General features: G+C 72.8%; 15 protein-coding genes. 7 read left to right on the forward strand and 8 right to left on the reverse strand.

Features of this window, described 5'->3' with window-relative positions; genetic code table 11:
* Positions 1-247: 247 nt before the first annotated feature.
* Positions 248-553 carry an SCO5918 family protein gene (locus tag AS857_RS13935; RefSeq protein ID WP_058043413.1) on the forward strand — a complete coding sequence of 102 codons (306 nt, stop codon included), beginning with the start codon at positions 248-250 and terminating at the stop codon, positions 551-553.
* A 65-nt stretch (positions 554-618) separates the two neighbouring features.
* Here the strand turns inward: AS857_RS13935 and AS857_RS13940 are convergent, their stop codons facing one another.
* Positions 619-855, reverse strand: coding sequence for a hypothetical protein (locus AS857_RS13940; protein WP_058043414.1), 237 nt, complete (start codon positions 853-855; stop codon positions 619-621).
* A 338-nt stretch (positions 856-1,193) separates the two neighbouring features.
* Between AS857_RS13940 and AS857_RS13945 the strand changes: the two genes are divergently transcribed.
* Positions 1,194-1,736 (forward strand): GNAT family N-acetyltransferase, encoded by a 543-nt coding sequence (locus AS857_RS13945; RefSeq protein ID WP_058043415.1) that lies wholly within the window; start codon positions 1,194-1,196, stop codon positions 1,734-1,736.
* 211 nt (positions 1,737-1,947) lie between these two features.
* Positions 1,948-2,463 (forward strand): hypothetical protein, encoded by a 516-nt coding sequence (locus AS857_RS13950; RefSeq protein ID WP_058043416.1) that lies wholly within the window; start codon positions 1,948-1,950, stop codon positions 2,461-2,463.
* 36 nt (positions 2,464-2,499) lie between these two features.
* On the opposite strand, the gene AS857_RS13955 is transcribed toward AS857_RS13950, so the two are convergent.
* Positions 2,500-3,150: a TetR/AcrR family transcriptional regulator gene (locus tag AS857_RS13955; RefSeq protein WP_058043417.1), complete on the reverse strand. Its 651-nt coding sequence runs from the start codon at positions 3,148-3,150 to the stop codon at positions 2,500-2,502.
* Between the two features lie 115 nt (positions 3,151-3,265).
* Between AS857_RS13955 and AS857_RS13960 the strand changes: the two genes are divergently transcribed.
* The gene (locus AS857_RS13960) at positions 3,266-3,820 is read left to right on the forward strand and encodes an NADPH-dependent FMN reductase (RefSeq protein WP_058043418.1); all 555 of its coding nucleotides are present in this window, start codon (positions 3,266-3,268) and stop codon (positions 3,818-3,820) included.
* Between the two features lie 16 nt (positions 3,821-3,836).
* Here the strand turns inward: AS857_RS13960 and AS857_RS13965 are convergent, their stop codons facing one another.
* The 5 genes from AS857_RS13965 to AS857_RS13985 form a co-directional block, all read right to left on the reverse strand.
* On the reverse strand, positions 3,837-4,079 hold the full coding sequence (locus AS857_RS13965; RefSeq protein ID WP_144440806.1) for a hypothetical protein: 243 nt from the start codon (positions 4,077-4,079) through the stop codon (positions 3,837-3,839).
* 225 nt (positions 4,080-4,304) lie between these two features.
* Positions 4,305-4,778, reverse strand: a complete 474-nt coding sequence (locus tag AS857_RS13970) for a hypothetical protein (RefSeq protein ID WP_144440807.1) — start codon at positions 4,776-4,778, stop codon at positions 4,305-4,307.
* Between the two features lie 265 nt (positions 4,779-5,043).
* A complete protein-coding gene (locus AS857_RS13975) occupies positions 5,044-5,688 on the reverse strand; it encodes a response regulator transcription factor (protein ID WP_338058255.1) in 645 nt (214 codons plus the stop codon).
* Positions 5,679-7,499: a sensor histidine kinase gene (locus AS857_RS13980; RefSeq protein WP_245699819.1), complete on the reverse strand. Its 1,821-nt coding sequence runs from the start codon at positions 7,497-7,499 to the stop codon at positions 5,679-5,681. The genes AS857_RS13975 and AS857_RS13980 overlap by 10 nt, the downstream gene beginning before the upstream one ends.
* Before the next feature lie 199 nt (positions 7,500-7,698).
* Positions 7,699-8,064: a hypothetical protein gene (locus AS857_RS13985; RefSeq protein ID WP_338058256.1), complete on the reverse strand. Its 366-nt coding sequence runs from the start codon at positions 8,062-8,064 to the stop codon at positions 7,699-7,701.
* Positions 8,065-8,290: 226 nt separating this feature from the next.
* On the opposite strand from AS857_RS13985, the gene AS857_RS13990 reads away from it, so the two are divergent.
* On the forward strand, positions 8,291-10,642 hold the full coding sequence (locus AS857_RS13990) for an MMPL family transporter (RefSeq protein ID WP_079110312.1): 2,352 nt from the start codon (positions 8,291-8,293) through the stop codon (positions 10,640-10,642).
* Positions 10,643-10,653: 11 nt separating this feature from the next.
* Here the strand turns inward: AS857_RS13990 and AS857_RS13995 are convergent, their stop codons facing one another.
* The gene (locus AS857_RS13995; RefSeq protein ID WP_058043422.1) at positions 10,654-19,233 is read right to left on the reverse strand and encodes a type I polyketide synthase; all 8,580 of its coding nucleotides are present in this window, start codon (positions 19,231-19,233) and stop codon (positions 10,654-10,656) included.
* 145 nt (positions 19,234-19,378) lie between these two features.
* Here AS857_RS13995 and AS857_RS14000 point away from each other — a divergent pair, with 145 nt between their 5' ends.
* Together AS857_RS14000 and AS857_RS14005 are read left to right on the forward strand one after the other, a co-directional pair.
* On the forward strand, positions 19,379-20,488 hold the full coding sequence (locus AS857_RS14000; RefSeq protein ID WP_245699820.1) for an ABC transporter permease: 1,110 nt from the start codon (positions 19,379-19,381) through the stop codon (positions 20,486-20,488).
* A 320-nt stretch (positions 20,489-20,808) separates the two neighbouring features.
* A complete protein-coding gene (locus AS857_RS14005) occupies positions 20,809-21,501 on the forward strand; it encodes a transglycosylase SLT domain-containing protein (RefSeq protein ID WP_058043423.1) in 693 nt (230 codons plus the stop codon).
* Positions 21,502-21,713: the final 212 nt, after the last annotated feature.

Below are 21,713 nucleotides of genomic sequence, written 5' to 3' on the forward strand. Positions count from 1 at the left end.
TGCGTTTCCCGGGCAGTTTTCCGCACTGGTCCCGGCTCGGGCCGGCCCCCGCCGTCCCGTGGCTCGCTTTTTCTTCGGCTCGTGTGCCGGTGATTGTGATTCCTGGACGCGGCCCATGCCGCAAAGAATTTCTCGAATGTGCTGCACCGAGGAATAAGGTTCTGTGATGTCCGGCGTTCCCGCCGGCGCCGCACGCCCCCCGGCCGGCAGCCCTGCCCCGGATCCCCTCCCACCCCGTTGAGGCACTATGCGCTGCGTCATTGCCCGCTTCCCCTTCGACTTCGTCAAGAGCGAGGTCGAACAGATGATGAAGGGCATCGCGCCCGAGCCCGTCGACGGAGCGTGCGTGGTCATCGGCCGCCGCACCTACCCCGTCAAGCAGGTGGGGCAGGTGATCACCAAGCAGGACCGGCGTGATTTCACCGCCGGTGAAGTGACCCGGGCGCTGACGCGCCTCGGCTTCACCTGTCACCCCGCGGCCCCCGCCCCTGCTCGCACGCCGCTCCAGGCGACGTCACCGCTGCCCCTGCCCGGGAGCCTGCCGCAGATCTGAGGGCTGCCTCACGCCCCTGTCAGCCCCTGCCGGGAGCCGCGCGAAGCCGCCCTCTCCCGGCTTGGTCACACCCTGTCCACGATCCCCACCTTCCCCTCGGAGCGGGCGCAGTGGGCACCGCAGTACCAGTGGCCGCCCGCCTCGACCCCTTGGCCGACGATCGGGACCCGGCAGTGTTCGCAGATGGGCGCCATGCGGTGGATGGCGCACGCGAACGAATCGAACGCGTGACGTGAACCGTCCTGGGTCTCCACGAAGAACGCCAGGTCGTAGTCGTTTCCGCATACCTCGCAACGTGCCATGGGCCGCATGGTCCGGAGCGGGGAGGGCCGGGGCAAGGCTATGACGGGCGGGTCGGCGCGGCTGTACCCGACCGGCGGAACCGCGCGAGCCCGCAGAGGGAATGGCCCGGCCGTCCGGCCGGGCCATTCCCGTATGCGCGCACGCCCGTCGACGCCGACGCCGAGTCGACGTGGAGCCCCGGCCCTCCCGACCCTCGACGCCGATGCCCGTCCGGCGTTGCATCCCGCCGCGCAGGTGAAAGCCCACGGCGGTCGCCGCGACCGGCGTTCCGGCAGGCGAAACCAGGCGACCGCAAATTGGTTTGCCGCCGGCCGGTCCGGCCGGATAGGAAGCTCGCATGCTAAAAGGCAGCACGGTCGGGCTCAGGGCCCGGCACGAGGACGACATCCCGATCCTGCGGTCCGAGCTCTACGACGACGTGGTCAACGCCTCGCGGGCCGAAGGCGGGCCGTGGCGGCCGATCACGCCGGGCTCGAAGGATCCGCGGCTCGTGGTGGACGACAAGGCGCAGGGACTCGTCCAGTTCTCCGTGGTGGAGCTGGAGGGCGGCACGCTGGTCGGCACCGCGACGCTGTGGGGCATCGACAATCACAACCGGTCCGCGCACATCGGGCTGGGGCTGCTGCCGTCTGCCCGCGGCAAGGGCTACGGCACCGACGTGGTCGCGGTGCTGTGCCACTACGGTTTCGTCGTGCGCGGCCTGCAGCGGCTGCAGATAGAAACGCTGTCGGACAACGCCGCGATGCTGCGCTCCGCCGAGCGCAACGGCTTCGTCCGCGAGGGCGTGCTGCGCTCCTCGGCCTGGGTGATGGGCGAGTTCCTGGACGAGGTGCTGCTCGGGCTCCTCGTCCAGGACTGGAAGCCGGACTCGAAGGTCTAGTTCGCCGGCATCGCCGGCACCCCCATCTGCTACCACCGCTGCACCGACTGGGACGACCTCTAAGTGCCGGGACCCGGGCCCGTCATGGGTGGGTGTCAGACGCCTTTGCTGTGCGGGGAAAAGGGGTTTCTGCGGTGGCGGAGCAGCCTGTTAGGTTGGCTTGTTCTGTTCGGCAGTCGAGGGGAAATTCGTGCGTAAGGTGGCACAAACCGTGGGCGCGGCGCTGATTGCAGCGGTGCTGATGACGGGTTGCAGCAGCGGATCGGACGGCGAGGGCGGGAAGGACGCCGCCAAGGCCGGGAACGAGTCCGCGGCGAAGCCTTCGGCGGGCGGTTCCCGGAAGCCCGGGGAGGACGGCACCAGGAAGCCGGAGCAGGGTGACGCCAAGAAGCCGGCCCAGGGTGGTGGCGACGCCGACCTGGACGGCATATGGAACCAGCAGAAGGGCTACGACATCGTCCGAGTGACGATTTTCGGGGACCGTGGCATTTCCGACTCCGACAAGGGCGTGTGCAGCGGGCCCGCACAACGCTCCGGCACGACAGTGAAGTTCGACCTGAAGTGCCCCAGCCCCGGCAACCCGCGCACCAAGGGCACCGCCACCCTGGTGGACGGTGGCAAGACCCTGTCGGTCAGCTGGGAGGGAGGCCTGACGGAGACGTTCACCAAGGACCCCATCAAGGTCGAGATGCCCAAGATCGACGTACCCAAGATCGACGTCCCGTAGCGGCCCGGGCGGGCCGGTCGCCCTTGGCGCCCGGCGTCAGCGCTCCGCCCCCAGCCGCGTGACGAGGTCGTGCCAGGCGGCCTCCAGGCGGTCGAGCGGCATGCCGCGCTCGACGCTCAGGTGGTGGACGAGGGCGGTGTCGAGGCAGCCGAGCAGCGTGTGCGCGAGGAGCTCGGGATCGCCCTCCACGCCCGCCTCGCGCAGCAGCATGGCGACGTGAGCGACGCGCAGGCCGTACGCCGGGACGCCGTAGGTGCGCAGGGGGTCTGCCCGGGTGGCCAGGATCAGTTCGTGATGATCGTGCTCGTGGCGGATGACGGCGGGCCCGAAGGCGTGCAGACGCTGCGCCGCGGGGGCTCCGGGGCCCAGGGGTGGGGGACCGGAGAGGAAGGCGGCCTGGAGCTGCTGCTCGCGGTGGTCCAGGAGTGCCAGCAGCAGTCCGGTGCGGTCGCCGAAGCGCCGGAAGACGGTGCCTTTGCCGACGCCGGCGGCCGTGGCCACCGCCTCCATGGTCAGGTTCGCGGCTCCGCACTCGATCAGCAGGCGGGATGCCGCCTCCAGCAGCCGGGTGCGGTTGCGCGCCGCGTCGGCTCGGAGCTGCGGGGGCTCGCCGACCGGGAGCAGGGTGAGTTCCTTCCGGCCGTCCGGGGCGCCGGACGGCGGCGAGGGGGGAGCGGAGCCGGTCATGGGTCCAGCGTAACGTCTCGGCGAGATAACTGGACCGTGGTCCGGATAAGTGGCACAATCCTAAAACAGGACCACGGTCCGGTTTGCTTTCGTTATCATTCCCCTGGAGTTCCTCATGTCTGTCCGCATCCTTGCGCTCGTCGGCAGCCTCCGCGCCGGGTCCCACAACCGCCAGCTCGCCGAGGCCGCGGTCAAGCTCGCCCCCGAGGGCACCGAGGTCGAGATCTACGAGGGCCTGGCCGACGTGCCCTTCTACAACGAGGACCTCGACGCCGAAGGGGCCGCCCCCGAGGCCGCCGTCCGCCTGCGCGAGGCGGCCGCCTCCGCCGACGCCCTCCTGCTGTTCACCCCCGAGTACAACGGCACCATCCCCGCCGTGCTGAAGAACGCCATCGACTGGCTGTCGCGCCCGTACGGCGTGGGCGCCATCGTCGGCAAGCGGGTCGCCGTGACCGGCACCGCCGCCGGGCAGTACGGCGGTGTCTGGGCACAGGACGAGACCCGCAAGGCCGTGGGCATCGCCGGCGGCAAGGCCCTGGAGGACGTCAAGCTGGCGGTCCCCGGCTCCGTGACGCGTTTCGCCGAGACCCACCCGATCGACGACGCCGAGGTCGCCACCGCGCTGACCGAGGTCGTCCGGACCCTGGCGGACGCCCCCGTCGCGGCCTGAACCGAGGTGGGCGCGGTCAGCGCTTCGGCTGCCTGACCCAGCCCTTCTTGACCAACTGGTCGCAGTGCCACCTGCTGTAGCGCGCGCTCTCCCCGTGCTTCTTGGCCGCCTTGAGGCAGTCCTCGTACGAGAAGGGCGGCTTGGCGGAAGTCGCGTGCACGGCGGAGGGGGGTGCAGGGACGGGTTGGGCGACCGCTGCCGGTGCGGCCCAAGCGCCCGCCATGACGACCGCGGCCAGCATGAAGTTCATCCGACGCACAGCGCCCTCCGCTTCTCGCTCTCCTGCTGATTCCCGTGCCAGAGGCACTTGTCATCACCCAACGAGAGCACGGGCCGAGGGAAACGCTTTCCCGCCGTCATTCACCCTGAGGCCTGAGGCCTGAGGCCGGGTCATGGGCCTCAGGCCTCAAGGAGGCCCCGCTCGGGCCGGGCCGCCCGCCATGCTTCCCCCGTCGGGCGGCCCGGCGGCTTGGACGGCCCCGCCTCACACCTTGTGGTAGGCGCGGGCCTCGATCGTGTGCGGCTTACCGCTCAGGTGGATCCGCATGTAGTGCTTCTGGTTGGGCGAGGCGCGGAAGGTGTCCACGTTCATCCAGTCGCCGGTGCAGTAGCCCCAGCCGCCCTTGGCGATGACCTTCTTGTCGCTGCTGCGCACGATGTCGATCTTGAGCTTGGTGCCGTCGCCGCCGTTCCAGCAGCGGGCGTGCACGCCGAGCGCGTTGCTGCGCGGGACGAAGTCGGCGGTCGCCCAGTACTTGGTGGGGGAGTGCTTGTACGGGCCCCAGATCCGTTTCCAGCTCGCCTGGACGCTGTGGCCGACACCGGTGTCGAGGTCGGCGGTCTGCGTGACGACGCTCCGCGCGGCCTGCTCCGCCTGGGCCGAAGGGGCGGCCACCGCCAGCCCCGCCCCGAGGGCCACCGTTGCCGTTGCGACAGCAAGGCTCTTGCCTGCCTTCATGGCTTCCTCCCGTTGAACGTGCTCTCCATAGGAGCGGGGAGTGCGGTCCCGGGCCCCGGGTCCGGGGCTGCAACCGGCCGTTCCGCGCCGGTTTCCGAACCCTTCGGCCCGTTCCCGCGCTCCCCTTTCGGTGCTCACCATTCAAGGCCCGGGCCGCCGTGCACACATCAGGGCCAGCCCTGAAATGCGCGCCCGGCCTCTGCGGACCCGCGGTCGGCGGTTGGCAGCCGTCAGCCGGCGGTTGCTCCTTGCGCGGTGGAGCACGTCACCCGCGCAGGTACGACAGGACGGCCAGCACGCGCCGGTGGTCGGTCAGGTTCGGCTCCAGGCCGAGCTTGGCGAAGATGTTGCGCACGTGCGTCTCGACGGTCTTGCCGCCCACCACCAGCTGTTCGGCGATCGCATCGTTGGAACGCCCCTCGGCCATCAGAGCCAGCACGTCCCGCTCCCGGGGCGTCAGCTCCTCCAGCGCACTGCCCGCCCGCCGGCGGTGCAGCAGCCGGGACACCACCAACGGGTCGATCACCGACTCGCCCGCCCCCACCCGCTTGACGGCACCGATCAGCTCCTCGACGTCCGCGATCCGGTCCTTGAGCAGGTACCCGAACCCTCGTGCGCGGCGCGCCATCACCTGCACCGCGCTGCCGGCCTCCACGTACTGCGACAGCAGCAGCACCCCGACCTGCGGGCAGCGCCCGCGGATCGCGCACGCCGCCCGTACGCCCTCGTCGGTGTGGGTCGGCGGCAGGCGGATGTCGAGCAGGGCCACGTCGGGCCGTACCTCCTCCACCAGCCGCACCAGGTCCTCGGCGTCCCCGGTCTGCCCGACCACCTGCATTCCCGCCTCGGTCAGCAGCCGCACCAGGCCCTCGCGCAGCAGGGCGGAGTCCTCGGTCACCGTCACGCGCACGGCAGCTCCACCCGCACCCGGGTCCCGCCGCCCGGGGGACTGTGCACCTGCAGGACGCCGCCGACCGCGGCCAGCCGGTCCGCCAGCCCCTGCAGCCCCGTTCCGCGCGCGGGGGCCGCCCCGCCCACCCCGTCGTCGACGGTCTCGACCACCAACAGCCCCTCGCACTGCCGGGCCGACACGCTGACCGCCTGCGCCTGCGCGTACTTCGCCGCGTTCGACAGCGCCTCGCACACCGCGAAGTACGCCGTCGACTCCACCAGCGGCGGGTAGCGGCGGTCCTCCACCGAGACCACCACGGGCACCTGCGCCTGTTCCGCGAGGGCGTGCACCGCCGGGCCCAGCCCCTCCCGGGTCAGCACGGCCGGGTGGATGCCGCGGGCGATGCCCCGCAGGTCCTCCAGGGCCATCCGCAGCGTGCGGTCGGTCTCGGCGACCGTGTGGCGCAGCCCGCCGTCCTCGGCGTCCGCGAGGCGGGCGTCCAGGCGCCGCAGCGACATCAGGGCGAAGACCAGCCGGGTCTGTGCGCCGTCGTGCAAGTCCCGCTCCAGGCGCCGGCGTTCCCGGTCGGCCGCCTCCAGGATGCGGGAGCCGACCGCACGGGACTCCCGCCCGCGGGCCGCGGCCTGCGACCGCAGCCGGACGTTCTCCAGGCACAGCCGGACCGACGCGCTCACCGCGGTCAGCAGCTGAGGGTCTTCCCCCAGGGCCGCGTCGTGCACCAGCACCGCCGAAGGCCTCTCCCGGCCGTCCACTGCGGTGACGCTTTTGCCCGATCCCGGGTACGGGCCGCGCAGCGCTCGGCCGGCCGGGTCGAGGTAGCCGCCGGCCGCCTCCGACCACAGGCCCAGCCGCAGCGAGGGATCGCCGAGCAGGCGCGCCAGTACGTCCTGCAGTCGTCGCGGCGTCGGATCGGCGCCCACCTCGATCACCACACTGCCCACCGCGGCCCGCCGCAGCCGCATCCGCAACAGCCCCACCAGGAACGTCACCGGGACCGCCATCTCGCTCAGGTCCGACAGCAGCGCGGGCGTCGACGCGGCGGGCCCCAGCAGTCCGGGCGCGGCCACGTGCAACACTTCCCAGCCCACCAGCGCCAGGGCGACCAGGATCGCGATCCACGCCGGCAGCAGGGCCCGGCGCCTCGCGGTGCTGCTCGCCCGCCAGTTGCGCACCAGCGCGACGACGACCACCACGGTCAGCAGCGCACCCGTCCACCGGTAGACGAGGTCGACGCCGTCGAACAGCTCCCGGCCGGGCCGGAACAGCAGGGGGTTGGGGCCGCAGTCGACGCAGCTGAGGTAGGTCGCGTCGCGCTCGACCGACGGGTCGTAGGTGAGGACGCGCAGCAGCCCGCCCGCCGCGACGAGCAGGTAGGCGCCGGCGACCACGCGCCGGGCGAGGACCGTGGTGAGGCGGCCGTCGGGGAAGACCAGCAGCAGATGCGCCAGCACGGCCAGGTTCAGCGCCTCCCACCAGGCGCCGAGTGCGAACAGCACCGGCACGTCGGTGCCTTGCAGGTTGCCCAGGAACCACGTCACGCCCTCGGCCACCATCAGCGGCCCCGTGCGGTTGGCCGGGCGCCGCCACCAGGCGATCAGCCCGGCCGCGGCGAACGTCCAGCCCATCGCCAGATCGCGGAGGACGTCCGCCTGCGTGGCGCCCGTGCGCCCGTAGGCCCAGGAGCCCGTACAGCCGGCCGCAACGGCCAGGGCTGCCGCACCCGCGACCGCCCGTCCGGGCCTGCCGCCGAGTCCGCCCCCCGCACTCCCGCTCCCACAGGAGCCGGCTCTGCCCAGAACCCCACCCACGAGCACCACCATAGGGCAGGCCCCTCGCCGGTCAACGGAACCACGAGCGCGTGTCCTGCACTCGAACGCTCTTTTGCGGAGGGGGTGTTCGCGCCCTCGGGGGATGCGGATGCCCGGTGCGGACGCCGGGTCTGTCGCGGGATGTCCGACGGCGGCGGCCTCCGCGGCGGCTGCCGCCGCACGCAGAGGGCGCCGGGGGTCATGACCGGCCGGCAGCATGCCACGCCGCGGCGAACCGGCGGACCGACGCGAAACGCTGCCCAGGGTCGGGCCGGGTGGCACGGTGCAGCACGCCGAGCCGAGCCGGGCTGCCGCGCCAAGCGCATTCGTCGTCACCTGCGTCGAGCAGCAGCCGGGCGGCACGGCCGAGCGCGAAGACGGTGGTGCGGACGTCGATGGTCGCGCCGCGCTCGTACTCCTCCGGCGCCATGAACCGTCGTGAACCCGGCAGCCGGTCCTCCTCCAGGACGAAGGGCCCCGGGCGGTACTCGTCCAGGTCTACCAGGCGCATGGTGTCGGTGGTGAAGTCGTACAGCAGCGCGCCGTCGTAGAAGTCGACGGCCACGTAGCCGGCTTCCTCCACCGCGAGGTGCGCGCTGAGAATCCGTTCCCACGCGCGCGTGACCAGAGGGAGAGCCGTGCACCGCCGGTGGTGCCTTCCTTGACGAACCACCGTTCTCCGCCGGGGAGCCGGACGCCGTAGGACACGCATCCCGAGTCCTGATCCCATCGTTCACCCGTTCTTCTGCGAGAACGTGCCGTTTGCGGTCGGCTGGTTTCCCATTGCAGGTGTGTCCCCGCGCCAACCCCCGGCCCCCGACGACGGCGCCGCGACGAAACGCCCGCAGCCGCCCCCGCGTGGGTTGCTGGGGCGGCTCGGGCACTGGTGTGCGCGGCACTTCGTCGTCGTCATCGTCCTGTGGCTCGCCGCGCTCGGCGGCGTGCAGGTCCTGGAGCGGGCCTTCGGCGGGGACTACTCCGACGACTTCTCGCTGCCCTCGACCCAGTCCCAGGACGGCCTCGACGTCCTGAAGGCCCACGACCCGGCCGCAGGCGGCTACAGCGGGCAAGTGGTCCTCCACGACGCCGCGAAGCCCCTGGCCGCCTTCAGCGGCCAGGTCAATCAGACGGTCGCCGACCTGCGGAAACTCCCGCACGTGCTGTCCGCGCAGAACCCCCTGCCGCCACCCGGCACACCCCCTGCGCGCCCCTCCGGCAGCCCGAACACCGGACCGCTGTCCGACGACGGCAAGACCGCCTACATCACCGTACGGTTCGACGCGCCGCCCTCCACCCTCGGAACCGAGTACCTGCACGGCGTCGACGACGCCGTGAAACCGCTGCGCACGGCAGGGGTGCAGGTGGAGTACGGCGGGCCGCTCGGCGAGCTCGCCCGGCCCGAGCCGGACGACCGGAGCAGCGAACTCATCGGCTTCGGCGTGGCGATCGTGGTCCTGCTGGTCGGCTTCGGCAGCGTCATCGCCGCAGGCGTGCCGCTGGTGACCGCGCTCGCCGGCGTCGTCATCGGCCTGAGCGTGCTGTCCCTGCTGGCCGCGGCCTTCACGTTCGCCACGGTCTCCCCGACGCTCGCCACGATGATCGGGCTGGGCGTGGGCATCGACTACGCCCTGTTCCTGCTCACCCGCCACCGCCAGCACCTCATGGACGGCATGGACCCGGCCGGGAGCGCGGCCCGCGCGGTGGCCACCAGCGGCCGTGCCGTCCTGGTCTCCGGATGCACCGTCATCATCGCGCTGATCGGCCTGACCGTCTCGGGCGTGTCGTTCATCGGCAAGCTGGGGGCGGCGGCCGCCGTGACGGTGGTCTCCGCCGTCCTGGGGGCGCTCACGCTCGTCCCCGCCCTGCTCGGCCTGATCGGCTCGCGCATCGACACGCTGCGCGTCCGCACACCCGTCGCGGAAGGTACCACCGGCGACGGGACGGACGGCTCCCAGGAAGCGCACGGCACCTGGCACCGCTACGCGCGGCGCGTCGAGCGCCGGCCCTGGTGGTTCCTGGCCGCCGGTGTCGTCACCGTCGCGGTCCTCGCCATCCCGCTGTTCTCCATCCGGCTCGGCCACATCGGCGACGGCGCCGACCCCACGAGCTTCACCGACCGGCGCGCCTACGACCTGACGGCCGAGGCCTTCGGCCCGGGTGCCAACGGCCCGCTGACCCTCGTCGTCGACCAGAGCCGCGTACCGGCCGCCGACCGGCCCGCGCTGGCGAGCAACGCCGCGAAGGCCCTGACGGACGTCCCCGGCGCGGCCACCGTCACCCCGCTCAAGCCGACGCCCGACGGCGACGTGCTCGTCGCCACCGCCTTCTCCGCCAACGCGCCGCAGGACGCCTCGACGACCGACCTCGTGAACCGCCTCAAGGACGAGACGCTGCCCGAGGCCGTGTCCGGCACCGCCGCGCACGGCTACGTGACCGGCACGACCGCCGCCCAGGTCGACTTCCTCGACATCCTGGGCGCCCGGCTCCCCCTGATCATCGCCACCGTCGTCGCCTTGGCCTTCCTCATCATCCTCATCGTCTTCCGCGGCATCCTGGTGGCCCTCAAGGCGGCCGCCCTCAACGTCCTGTCCATCGCCGCCTCCTACGGCGTGGTCGTCGCCGTCTTCCAATGGGGCTGGGGCGGCCCGGCCCTGGGCGTGGAGGGCACCGTGCCCATCGAGAGCTACGTGCCGATGATGATGTTCGCCATCGTCTTCGGACTGAGCATGGACTACGAGATCTTCCTGCTCTCCCGCGTCCACGAGGCGTGGCTGCGCACGGCCGACGCGAAGGGCAGCGTCGCCCACGCGCTCGAGATCACCGCCCGTGTCATCACGTGCGCCGCCCTCATCATGGTCAGCGTCTTCGCCGCCTTCATCGCCAGCAACAACATCGTGGTCAAGATGCTCGGCCTGGGCCTGGCCGTGAGCGTCCTCATCGACGCCACCGTCGTCCGGCTCCTCCTCGTACCCGCCGTGATGACCCTCCTCGGTCACCGCGCGTGGTGGACGCCGCGATGGCTCGACCGGGTCCTTCCCCACCTGGACGTCGAAGGCGACGACACACCGCACCCCGGCACACCGCACCCCGGCACACCGCACCCCGGCACACCGCAACCCGGCCGCCGCAGCGGGGCGCCGTGACGCCCCCGGAGTTACCCGCCGGCGGGCGCTCGGGTGCCGCCGAGCCAGGACCGGATCGCGCCGGCCGTCGTGCCGGCGTGTTCCTCGAAGAGGGTCCAGTGGTCGCCGGGAACCTCCACGGCGGTGTGCGGCGCCGGCCAGGACAACTTCCGGGGACCGTCGCCCCGTGCCCCGCTCCCGGCTCCGGGATGCACGAGCGGGAGCGGTTCCCCGGCGTGGATCAGCAGCGTGGGGACGTCCGTCGGTTCGGGGTGCCAGCCGCGGGCCATGCGGGTGTAGGCGCCCAGGGCGGCGATCGACATGTCGTCCACGGCGGTGTCGAACCGCTCGCCCAGCTGGAGGGGGAGACGGGCGGGCATCGCGAGCAGCCACGTCTCCTCCTCGCGGTCCGGGGTGACGTGGTAGGTGTCGGCGATGACGAGACCGACCGGCGGCGTGCCCGTCGCCGCGAGCCGCGCGGCGACCGAGTGGGCGGGGTAGCCGCCCATCGAGTAGCCGAGGACGGCGTACGGACGGTCGCCCAGGTGTTTGCGCACGGTGTCGGCGTGCAGGTCCACGAGGGTCCCCCAGTCGCGTGGGACGGCGTCGCCGTGGGCGGTGCCGGGGTGCCGGATCTCGAGGACGTCCCGCTCGCCGGCGAAGGAGGCGGCCAGCGCCGCGTACCAGGGCCTCCCGAGGTGGGGGGAGAAACCGGGGAAGCACACCAGCGCGGGGCCGGCGGTGCCTTCGGCCAGCGTGACCGGGGCGAGCTCGTGCCGGGAGGCGTCGGCAGGGCCGAAGGAGGGCAGGGCGAGCGAGGCGGTCACCAGCATGTGCATCGCCGAGACGACGTCGCCCGTTTCGCACACCCGCCGGTAGAGGGAGGCGAGGGTCTGCGGTGACCGTGTCCTTCCGCTCGGGGCCGGTCCCGCGGCGGCGACGGCGGCTTCGGTCGGGGGCGCCGGGATGCCGTCCAGCTCCTCGTACAGATGACCGGCCAGCTCTGCGACGCTGGGCCGGTCGAACGTGACGGTGGCGGGCAGCGGCAGGCCGGTGAGCATGCCGAGGCGATTGCGCAGCAACACCCCGGTCAGGGAGTCGAAGCCCAGCTCGGTGAAGGGGCGTCCGGGCGCCACGGCCGCCGCGTCCGGGTGGCCGAGCACCGCGGCGACCTCCGCGCGGACGAGCTCCAGCAGCGCGGGCCCCCGGTCGGCTTCCGGCAGTGCCGCGAGCCGTTCCCGCCAGGACCCGGCCGCGTCACCGGGTCCGGTGCCCGCTCCTGCCGCGGAGCCGGTGCCGTCCCCGACGTTCCCGCCGTCCCCGGACCCGGCGGTCGGGCGCGCCGGGCGAACCGGGCGAGCCGGGCGCAATATCCCGCGCAAGGGAGGCGGGACGGGCGGCCCGGCGGGAGCCGCCGGCCGGGAACGGTCCGGCAGCAGCGGAGCGAGCACCGGCTCGCCCCTGCCCAGCGCGGCGTCGAACAGCGCCAGGCCCTGCTCGGGGGAGACTGCGCGCAGCACGCCGCCCATGGCCCGCTCGGCACCGTCGGTGCGCGCCGCCATCCCCTCCCCGCCCGACCACGGACCCCACACGAGGGAGAGCGCGGGCAGGCCGAGGGCGGAGCGGTGGTGGGCGAGCGCGTCCAGGAAGGCGTTGGCGGCTGCGTAGTTGGCCTGACCGGGGTTGCCCAGCAGCCCGGCCGCCGAGGAGAACAGGACGAAGTGAGACAAGGGCAGATGCCGCGTCAGCTCGTGCAGATGCCAGGCGGCGTCCACCTTGGGCCGCAGGACCGCCGCCAGTCGCCCGGGGGTCAGCGCCTCCAGTACCCCGTCGTCCAGCGCTCCGGCCGCGTGCACCACGGCCCTCAGCCGGTGCGCGTACTTCTCGACGACGGCCGTGAGCCGGGTACGGTCCGCCACGTCGCACGCGATCACGTCCACCCGGGCACCGGCCTCCTCCAGCGCGGTCCGCAACTGCAGCGCTCCGGCCGACTGCGGACCCCGGCGGCTGACGAGCACCAGATGCCGGACGCCGTGCCGGGCGACCAGGTGCCGTGCCAGCAGACCGCCGAGGGCTCCGGTGCCGCCGGTGACCAGGACGGTGCCGCCTCCGCCCGCGAACCCGTCGGCCGGGGGCGATCCGGCGGTGGAGGCGGCGGGTGAGCCGTCGGGCGGGTCGGCAGGTGTGCCTGTGGGGGACGGGGCGTCGGCGTCCGCCAGGCACGGGACGCGGACCACGCCGTCGACGAGGGAGAGCTGGGGCTCGCCGGTGGCGACGGCAGCGGGCAGCAGGCGCAGCGACTCGGGCCTGCCGTCGGTGTCGACGACCGTCAGGCGCCCGGGGTACTCCGCCTGTGCGGAACGCAGCAGGCCCCGGACGGCGGCGGCCGGCAGATCAGGCACGGGGGAGGTGGCATCGCGGGTCACCACCACGAGACGTGCTCCGGGTGCCGCCGGAGCAGACAGACGCCTCTGCAACAGGGCCAGGGCGCGGGCCGTCAGACGGTGCGTCTCCCCGGCGGGGTCCGTGGCCGAGGGATCGCTCTCCGGCGACGGAGCGAGGGAGACCACCACCGTCTCGGGGGCCTCCTTTTCTCGTTCGGCGGGCGTGGCAGGCAGCACGGAACGCAGCCCCAAGTCGTCCGGTGCTGCCACGGACAAGGAGATGCCCTCGCCCTCGGCCGGAACGACGGCCCACCGCAGGCTGTACAACCCTCCGCCGCCGTTCACGCCCGCGGCCGCGCCACCGGTGGGCTCCGGCAGCGGACGGGTGGTCAAGGACTCCACCCGGGCCACCGGATTCCCGGCGGGGTCGGCCAGGTCCACGGCGACGGTGTCCGTACCGGTGGTGCGCAGGCGTACGCGCAGGGCTGTGGCCCCGACGGCGTGCACGGTCAGGCCGCGCCAGGCGAAGGGCAGCCGGGCGGGACCGGCGGACGGCGCTGCAAGGAGTGCCGTGTGCAGTGCGGCGTCGAGCAGGGCGGGGTGGATGCCGTAACGGCGAGCGTCGGCGCCCGCCGCTTCGGGCAGCCGCACCTCGGCGTACACCTCCTCGCCCGGCCCTCGCCATGCGGCAGTGACGCCCTGGAACGCGGGCCCGTACGCGTGCCCGCTGCCGGCCAGACGCTCGTAGGCGCCGGTCAGGTCCACCGGCACGGCGGCCGGGGGCGGCCATGCGGAGGCCCGGTCCCGGCGCTCGCCGCCGGCTCCGGAGGCCGGGCCGAGCCGCCCGGTCGCATGGTGCGTCCACGGCCCCAGCGGCCCTGAGTCCTGCAGGCGGGAGTAGACGTCGGCGGTACGCCGTCCGGAGGCGTCCGGCTCGCCGAGGACCACCTGTACCTGGACGCGGTCGCCGGAGCCGGGCAGCGCCAGCGGGGCCGTCAGCACGAAGTCCTCGGCGGTGTCCAGACCACAGGCGTCGCCCGCGTGGAGCACCATCTCGGCGAACGCGGCCGCGGGGACGAGAACACGCCCGGCGACGACGTGGTCGCGCAGCCACGGCTGGGCCGCGGTGGAGAGGTCGCCGGTGCAGAGGAGTCGCTCCGTGCCCGGGACGGTGGTCGTCCGGGGCAGCAGCGGGTGGCCGTCCCGGGCCGCCGGATCCGGGACGGGGGAGAGGGCGGCAGGAGCGTCCAGCCAGTAGCGCCGCCGCTGGAAGGGGTACGTCGGCAGGTCCACCCGCCGGGCGCCGCTGCCCGCGTACACCCGGTGCCAGTCCACGGGCAGACCGTGCACGTGCAACCGGCCGAGTGCGGCGAGGACCGCCTCCGTCTCCCGGGCGCCGTCCCGTGCGGTGGTGATGAATATTGGCCCGTCGGCCCGCCCACCGGACTGCCCACCGGCCCGCCCCTCGGCCGGCTCCTCGCTGTCCGTGGCAAGACCGGCCATGGCGGCAGCGGTCAGCTGTGCACCGGGCCCGACTTCGGCGAAGGCCGTCACCCGTTCGTCGTGGGCGAGACGGTGTACGGCGTCCCCGAAACGCACGGTTTCGCGGGCGTGGCGCACCCAGTACGCGGCCGAGCACAGGTCGTCCCCGGCGGCCGGGCGCCCCGTCAGCGTCGACATCACCGGGATCCGCGGCGTGCGATACGTGAGCCGTGCCGCCACACGTCCGAACGCATCCAGCATCGGTTGCATCAGGGGCGAGTGGAAGGCGTGGCCGACCCGCAGCCGTGCAGTGCGGCGCCCCTGCGCGGCGAAGCGGGCCGCGACGGCGAGCACGGCGTCCTCCTCGCCGGAGAGGACGACCGACCGGGGGCCGTTCACCGCCGCGACCGCCACGCGGTCCGCCCAGCCCGTACGGCCCGTCCGGCCCGTCGCGTTTGTTCGGTCCGTCAGTTCCTGCTCCGCCTCGTGCTCGGAGGCTTCCAGTGCCACCATGACGCCGTTGTTGGGCAGTTGCCGCATCAGCCGGCCCCGGGCCGCGACCAGTTCCACGGCGTCCGGCTCCGAGAGGACCCCTGCGACGTGAGCCGCCGCAAGCTCCCCGACGGAGTGCCCGGAGAGGACGTCCGGCCGTACTCCCCAGGACTCCAGCAGCCGGAAGAGCGCCACCTCGAAGACGAACAGCCCGGCTTGCGCGAAGTCGGTCCGGTCCAGCAGAGCGGCATCCTCGGTGCCTTCCTCCGCCCACAGCACGGAGCGCAGGGGCCGCTCCAGGCCTTCGGCATCGAACCGTTCGCACAAGTCGTCGAAGGCGGCGGCGAACGCGGGGAAGGCGCCGTGCAGTTCCCGGCCCAGGCCCGGCCGCTGCGCGCCCTGTCCGGAGAACAGCAGGGCCAGCCGCCCGGTGGATGTGGCCGGACTCGCTCCGGTGCTCGTGCCGGTGCCGGTGCCGGTACCCGGGTCGGTGCCGGTACCCGGGCCGGTGCCGGTATCGGATCCGGCTGCCGCCTGTGCGTCCAGAGCGCTCAGCAGTGCCCCGCGGTCCGCTCCGGTCACCGCCGCCCGGTGGGTGAGTGCGGCCCGGGTCGTGGCCAGGGAGAACGCGACGTCCAGCAGGGCCGGACGGGGCTGCTTCCGCAGCAGAGCCGCCACCTGCGCGGCCTGTGCGCGCAGGGCTTGCGGATCCGCACCGGACAGCAGCAAGGGAGGCACCGTCGTCGGGCGCCCGGGGGCGGCGGCTGCGTGGCCTTCCGATCCCGCTGTCGTTCCGGCTTCCGTTGCGGCTCCCGTTCCGGCTTCCGGTCCTTCCGGTCCTTCCGGTTCGGCGCTCCAGGAGGCCTCTTCGAGGATGACGTGGGCGTTGGTCCCGCCGATGCCGAACGCGGACACCCCCGCCCGGCGCGGACTGCCGGGCGCCGGTTGCCAATCCTCGTCCCGCGTCAGCAGCCGTACAGTGCCTGACGACCAGTCCACGCGAGGGGACGGCTCTTCGCAGTGCAGGATGCGCGGCAGGTGTCCGTGCTGCATCGCAAGGATGGTCTTGATGACACCGCCGACACCGGCCGCGGCCTGGGTGTGCCCGATGTTGGACTTCAGCGCACCGAGCCACAGCGGGCGCCCGGGCGGCCGCTCCGGCCCGTACGCGCCCTGCAGCGCCCGGGCCTCGACGGGGTCGCCGAGCGCGGTACCGGTGCCGTGCGTCTCGACGGTGTCGATGTCGGCCGGGGCCAGTCCGGCGTCGGCCAGTGCCTGACGGATCACCTGCTGCTGGGCAGGGCCGCTGGGCGCGGTGAGACCGTTGGAGGCGCCGTCGGAGCCGACGGCCGAACCACGCAACAGGGCCAGGACCGGATGGCCGTTGCGCCGGGCATCGGAGAGACGCTCCAGCAGGACCACTCCGGCACCCTCCGCCCAGCCGGTGCCGTCGGCCGCGGCCGAGAACGGTTTGCACCGGCCGTCCGGCGCCAGGCCGCGCAGCCTGCTGAACGCGACGAAGGGCGCCGGGGTGGCCATCACCGTGACGCCGCCGGCCACCGCCAGCGAGCACTCGCCCGACCGCAGGGCCTGTGCCGCCCAGTGCATCGCCACCAGGGACGACGAACAGGCGGTGTCGACCGTGACGGCGGGCCCGTGCAGCCCCAGGGCGTACGCGATACGGCCCGATGCCACGCTGCCGGTCGAACCCAGCGCGAGGTGCGCCTCGAGCGCGTGCGGCCCGCGGTGCAGGAGGCGGCCTGCGTAGTCGTCGTGCATCACGCCGACGAAGACGCCGGTGTCGCTGCCGCGCAGCTCCGCCGGGTCGATGCCCGCCCGCTCACAGAGCTCCCAGGTGGTCTCCAGCAGCAGCCGCTGCTGCGGATCGGTGGCCAGCGCTTCCCGCGGGGACATCCCGAAGAAGGACGCGTCGAAGTCGGCCGCCCGGCGCAGGAAGCCGCCGCGGCGGGTGACGGACGCGCCGAGCCGGTCGGGGTCGGGGTCGAAGAGGTTCTCCGGGTCCCAGCCGCGGTCGGCGGGGAGGTCCGAGGTCGCGTCGACCCCGTCCACGAGCAACTGCCACAGCTCCTCGGGGGATGCCACGTCGTCGCCGGATCCCGGAAACCGGCACGCCATCGAGACGATGGCGACCGGATCCTCGGACGCCCTGCGCGTCGCTCCGCCGGGCGTACGGGCTGCCGGGGCACGGCCGCCGAGCAGTGCGGAGTGCAGGAACTCCGCCACGGCGCCGGGCGTCGGGTGGTCGAACACCAGGGTCGCCGGCAGCTCCAGCCCCGTGTCCGCGCCGAGCCGGTCGCGCAGCAGTACGCCTCCGAGGGAGGTGATGCCGGAGGCGCTGAAGGGACGCCCCGGTTCCAGCCCCTGCTCCTGTCCCTGTCCCTGCTCCTGTCCCTGTCCCTGCTCCTGCTCCTGTCCCTGCTCCGGTTCCGGCACGCCACCGGCGTCCGCCGCCCGGGCGAGGACGAGGCGCAGCAGGGTGTCGTGGCGGTCGGACGCAGGCAGGGAGAGGAGCCGCCTGCGCAGGGCGGTCGCGGCGTCCTCGCGCGCCGCCGCGAGCCGTTCGGTCAGCTGCCGCGCCAGCGCTGGGCGGTCGGTCTTGCCGGAGGGGGTACGGGGTACGGAGCCGGTCTCGTACACCTCGTCGGGCACTTTGAAGCCCGACAGCCGCTCCCGGCACACGGCGCGAACCCGGCTGGCGTCGACGCCGTGCGGCCCGGGCACCACGAAGGCGACCGGCACTTCGCCCAGCACGTCGTGCGGCCTGCCCACGACTGCCGCGTCCGCGACGCCGGGGCAGCCGAGCAGCACGTGCTCGACCTCGACCGGGTTGACGTTCTCGCCCCCGCGGATGATCAGCTCCTTGACCCGGCCGGTGACCAGCAGCCGGCCGCCGTGCGTGCGGCGCCCGAGATCCCCGGTGCGGTACCAGCCGTCCCTGAACGCCCGTGCGGTGTCGTCCGGGCGGTTGTGATACCCGATCATCAGGTTCGGACCGCGGACCCAGATCTCCCCTTCCGCCCCGTCGGCGACCTCATCGACACCGTTGGGACCACCGCCGGGACCACCGCCGGGATCACTGTTGGGACAGGTCAGCCGCACCTCGACACCGGGCACGGGCAGAGAGCCGGGACCGTCGTCCCGGGGGTCGCCGGGCCGGTCGACCGCGATCTTCCCGCACGTCTCGGTGCTGCCGTAGCCGTCGAGCAACCGGGCACCCAGCAGCTCCTCGACGTCCGCCCGCAGCGCCGGGGGACACGGCGCGCCCGCGGTGACGCACAGCCGTACGCCGGACGGTTGCCGCGGCTGCGGCGCGCTGCGCAGCGCCTCCGTGAGCAGGTGGTACGTCGCCGGTACTCCTGCCACGACCGTGCACGACTGCTCGGCGAGCGCCTGCGCGACGCTCGCGCCCCGGTCGAGGAGGCGGGCGCTCGCCCCCACGGAGAGAACCCCGAGCAGGCACAGCGAGTGCGCGTAGGCGTGGAACATGGGCAGCGGCCACAGCAGCCGGTCCTCCCGCTCCAGCCCCCACAGCGGGACGTAGGCCGCCGCCACCGACCACAGTGCGGTGCGCTGGCTGGAGACGACGCCCTTGCTCCGCCCGGTGGTCCCCGAGGTGTAGAGGATCCAGGCGGGCTCGTCCAGGCCGAGGTCGTCCCGGGGCGCCCGTCCCGGATCCGTCCCGGCCAGCCGCTCGAAGGCGTACGTGCCTGGGGGCGCCCCGTCCGGCACGGGGGTCGTACCTGCCACCACGATCCGGGTGCGCAGGCGCGGTGGTGCGGCCCCCTTTGGCCTGGCGGCGGCCGGGGACGGCTCGGCGAGTGGGGATTGCTCGACGAGCGGGGGCCTCCCGGCTACCGGGGGCCTCCCGGCTACCGGGGGCGGCCCGGCCCACTCGGTGATCACCGCGACTGCCCCGCTGTCGTCGAGGAAGTGCGCCAGCTCCGCGTCCGCCGCCCCGGGATCGAGCAGAACGCCGACGGCCCCCGCCCGCAGGACCGCGAGGAACCCTTCCACCATCTCGACCCGGCTGCCCAGGTGGAGGGCCACTCGGTCGCCCCGCCGCACCCCCAGCCGCGCCAGGTGACCCGCCAGCCGCGCGGTCCGTTCCTCCAGCTCCCCGTAGGTGACGCTCCGCCGCGCGTCCTGGAAAGCGGTCTTGTCCGCCATCTGCGCCGCATGCGCCTTGAGCGCCTCGGGCAGCGCACGGATCAACTCGCCATGGATCTCCGCCATCCCCCACCCCTCCGGCCACGGGGCGAAGGACAGCGCGCCCGCTCGCACACCGTACCGAGTGCCCAGGCCAGAACTCAGGGGTGAGCGGCCCCCCGGGCGGACCACGGGCCGCGCCATGTCCGGATGATCTGCATATCGTGACCGCATGGGTCGTGACCCCATGGGCGAAGAGAGCGGCGCCGGCACTCCCGACGGCCCCGCTCGCCCCGCCGACCCCACCGGCAGGCGGCATCGCGCCCGTCACTGCTGGTCGGCGTTCCGTCGCTCGCCGTTCTTCCCCGCCACCGTGCTCGTGCTCATCGTGGCCGCGGCCGCCGGGCTCTTCGCGGGCTCCTACACCTACGCCATGGCCAATCCGACCCCGCACAACATCCCCACCGCCGTCACCGGGGTCCCCGTGTCCGAGATCAAAAGGGCCGAATTCGTCCAGGGCATGGAACGGGCGCTGGGAGCCGAGCTCCGGCTGCGTCACTTCGCCACCTACGAGGAGGCCCGGAACGCGGTCGAGGACCAGCAGGTCTACGCCATCCTCCAGGACCGCCACCACGCGGCCGAGCTGGACGTCTCCGGAGCCTCCGGTGCCACCGTCGCCCAGCTGCTGACCGAGACCGCGCCCCAGGTCGGGAGGGAGATCGGCATCCCCGTGGCCGTGCGGGACGTCAATCCCCTCCAGAAGGGCGACCCGCGCGGCCTCGCGCTCTTCTACATCACCCTGGCGTCGGTCATCGTCGGCTTCGTCGGGGCCATCCAGCTGAGCGTCCACGCGCGCGAGCTCGATCCGGCCGAACGCATCGCCTTCACCGCCGCCTATTCCGTGCTGGGCGGCTTCACCATCGCCGCGATCGTGGACTGGGGGCTGGACGCGGTGCGGCTGCCGTTCGCGGAGTCCTGGCTGATCCTGGCGCTGACCATGTTCACCTCGGGCATGGTCTTCACGATGTTCAACGCGATCTTCGGGCGGTGGGCCATGCTGCCCACCTGGGGTCTGATGGTCCTGCTGGGCAATCCGTCCTCCGGCGGCGCCGTTTCCTGGCCCCTGCTGCCCTCACTCCTCGGCGAGATCGGCCGCTGGCTGCCGCCGGGGGCCTCCGTGAACGCTCAGCACACGGCCGTCTACTTCCGGCAGCACCAGCACTTCTTCCCGTTCGCCGTGCTGATCGCCTGGGCCGCCCTTTCCTGCACGGTCTTCTGGATCTGGCGGCACCGCCACCCCGGCGGACGCGAAACGGCGGGGGCGACCGCAGCCGCGAGCTGAACCGCCCCGCATTTCTCCTGACGCTGTGCGTATTCGCGCTTGCTTTGTGTTGTTTCGGGGGTGGTGGCGTGTGAGGCCGCGCATGAGGCCTGGATCACTTACGAAATGTGTTAGTAAGAAGTGCGGCGGAATCCGGGGGCGGTGCCGCTATTTCCGTGCCGGGCAATGAACGGTCGTAGTAGGTCACAGCCCTTGTCAGGGGTTTTCGTCGCCGCTAACAATTACGGGGTCGCTGGGCGCCGTCGACCGAGAAACGGCGCTTGATTTCTGCGCCGCTTCAGGGCCGGGCGACATCCGCGATTGGAAGGTTCAGCTCACTCATGCGCTCCACCGTCTCCGCTTATGCCCGTCTGCCGAAGATTCACAAGTTCTCCGTTGCCGGTATTGCCGCGACCGGTGCCGCTGTCGTCGCGGTGGCCGTCGCTCCGCACGCTTTCGCCGCTGATGCGGCTCCGGCTGCTGCGGTGAAGCCGGTGGCGTGGAGTGCCGAGGCTTTCGGTGAGACGCAGCAGGCCGAGCTGGACAAGCACGTCGATGCTGCCGCCAAGGCCGGCGCGGAGGCTGCTGCGAAGGTGAAGGTGGACCAGGAGCGCACGGAGAAGCAGGCTGCCAACCGTTCCACCGAGCGCAAGGCCATCGCCGCCAAGCCCGCCGCCCCGGCGAAGCCCGCTGCTCCGGCGAAGAAGGCGTATGCCGAGAATCTTGAGGGCTGGATCAGTGAGTCCCTGGACATTCTGCGGGCGAAGGGTATTCCGGCTTCGTACGACGGCATCAAGCGCAACATCATGCGTGAGTCGACCGGTAACCCGCGTGCGATCAACGACTGGGACATCAACGCTGTGAACGGTGTTCCGTCGAAGGGTCTGCTGCAGATGATCGACCCGACGTTCAAGGCGTACCACGTCGAGGGCACGTCCTGGGACATCTACGACCCGGTCGCCAACATCACTGCTGCGTGCAACTACGCCGCCGACAAGTACGGCTCGATGGACAACGTCAACTCCGCTTACTGATCAGCACCGATCAGCACGGATCAGCACGGATCAACGCACAACTTCAGCATCACCCCGCACTCCGCCGAGGGCGGTGGCACCCCGTACCAACGGGGACGCCACCGCCCTCGCCGCATACCCGGGGTCCCCGTGACCCGGGAGGAATGGACGGGCCAAGATGAGGTAGCCGGAAAGCAAAGACGTTCGAACGCTGGAGGGACACGATGTTAAGG

The sequence above is a fragment of the Streptomyces roseifaciens genome (assembly GCF_001445655.1).
GTDB classification, from domain to species: domain Bacteria; phylum Actinomycetota; class Actinomycetes; order Streptomycetales; family Streptomycetaceae; genus Streptomyces; species Streptomyces aureoversilis.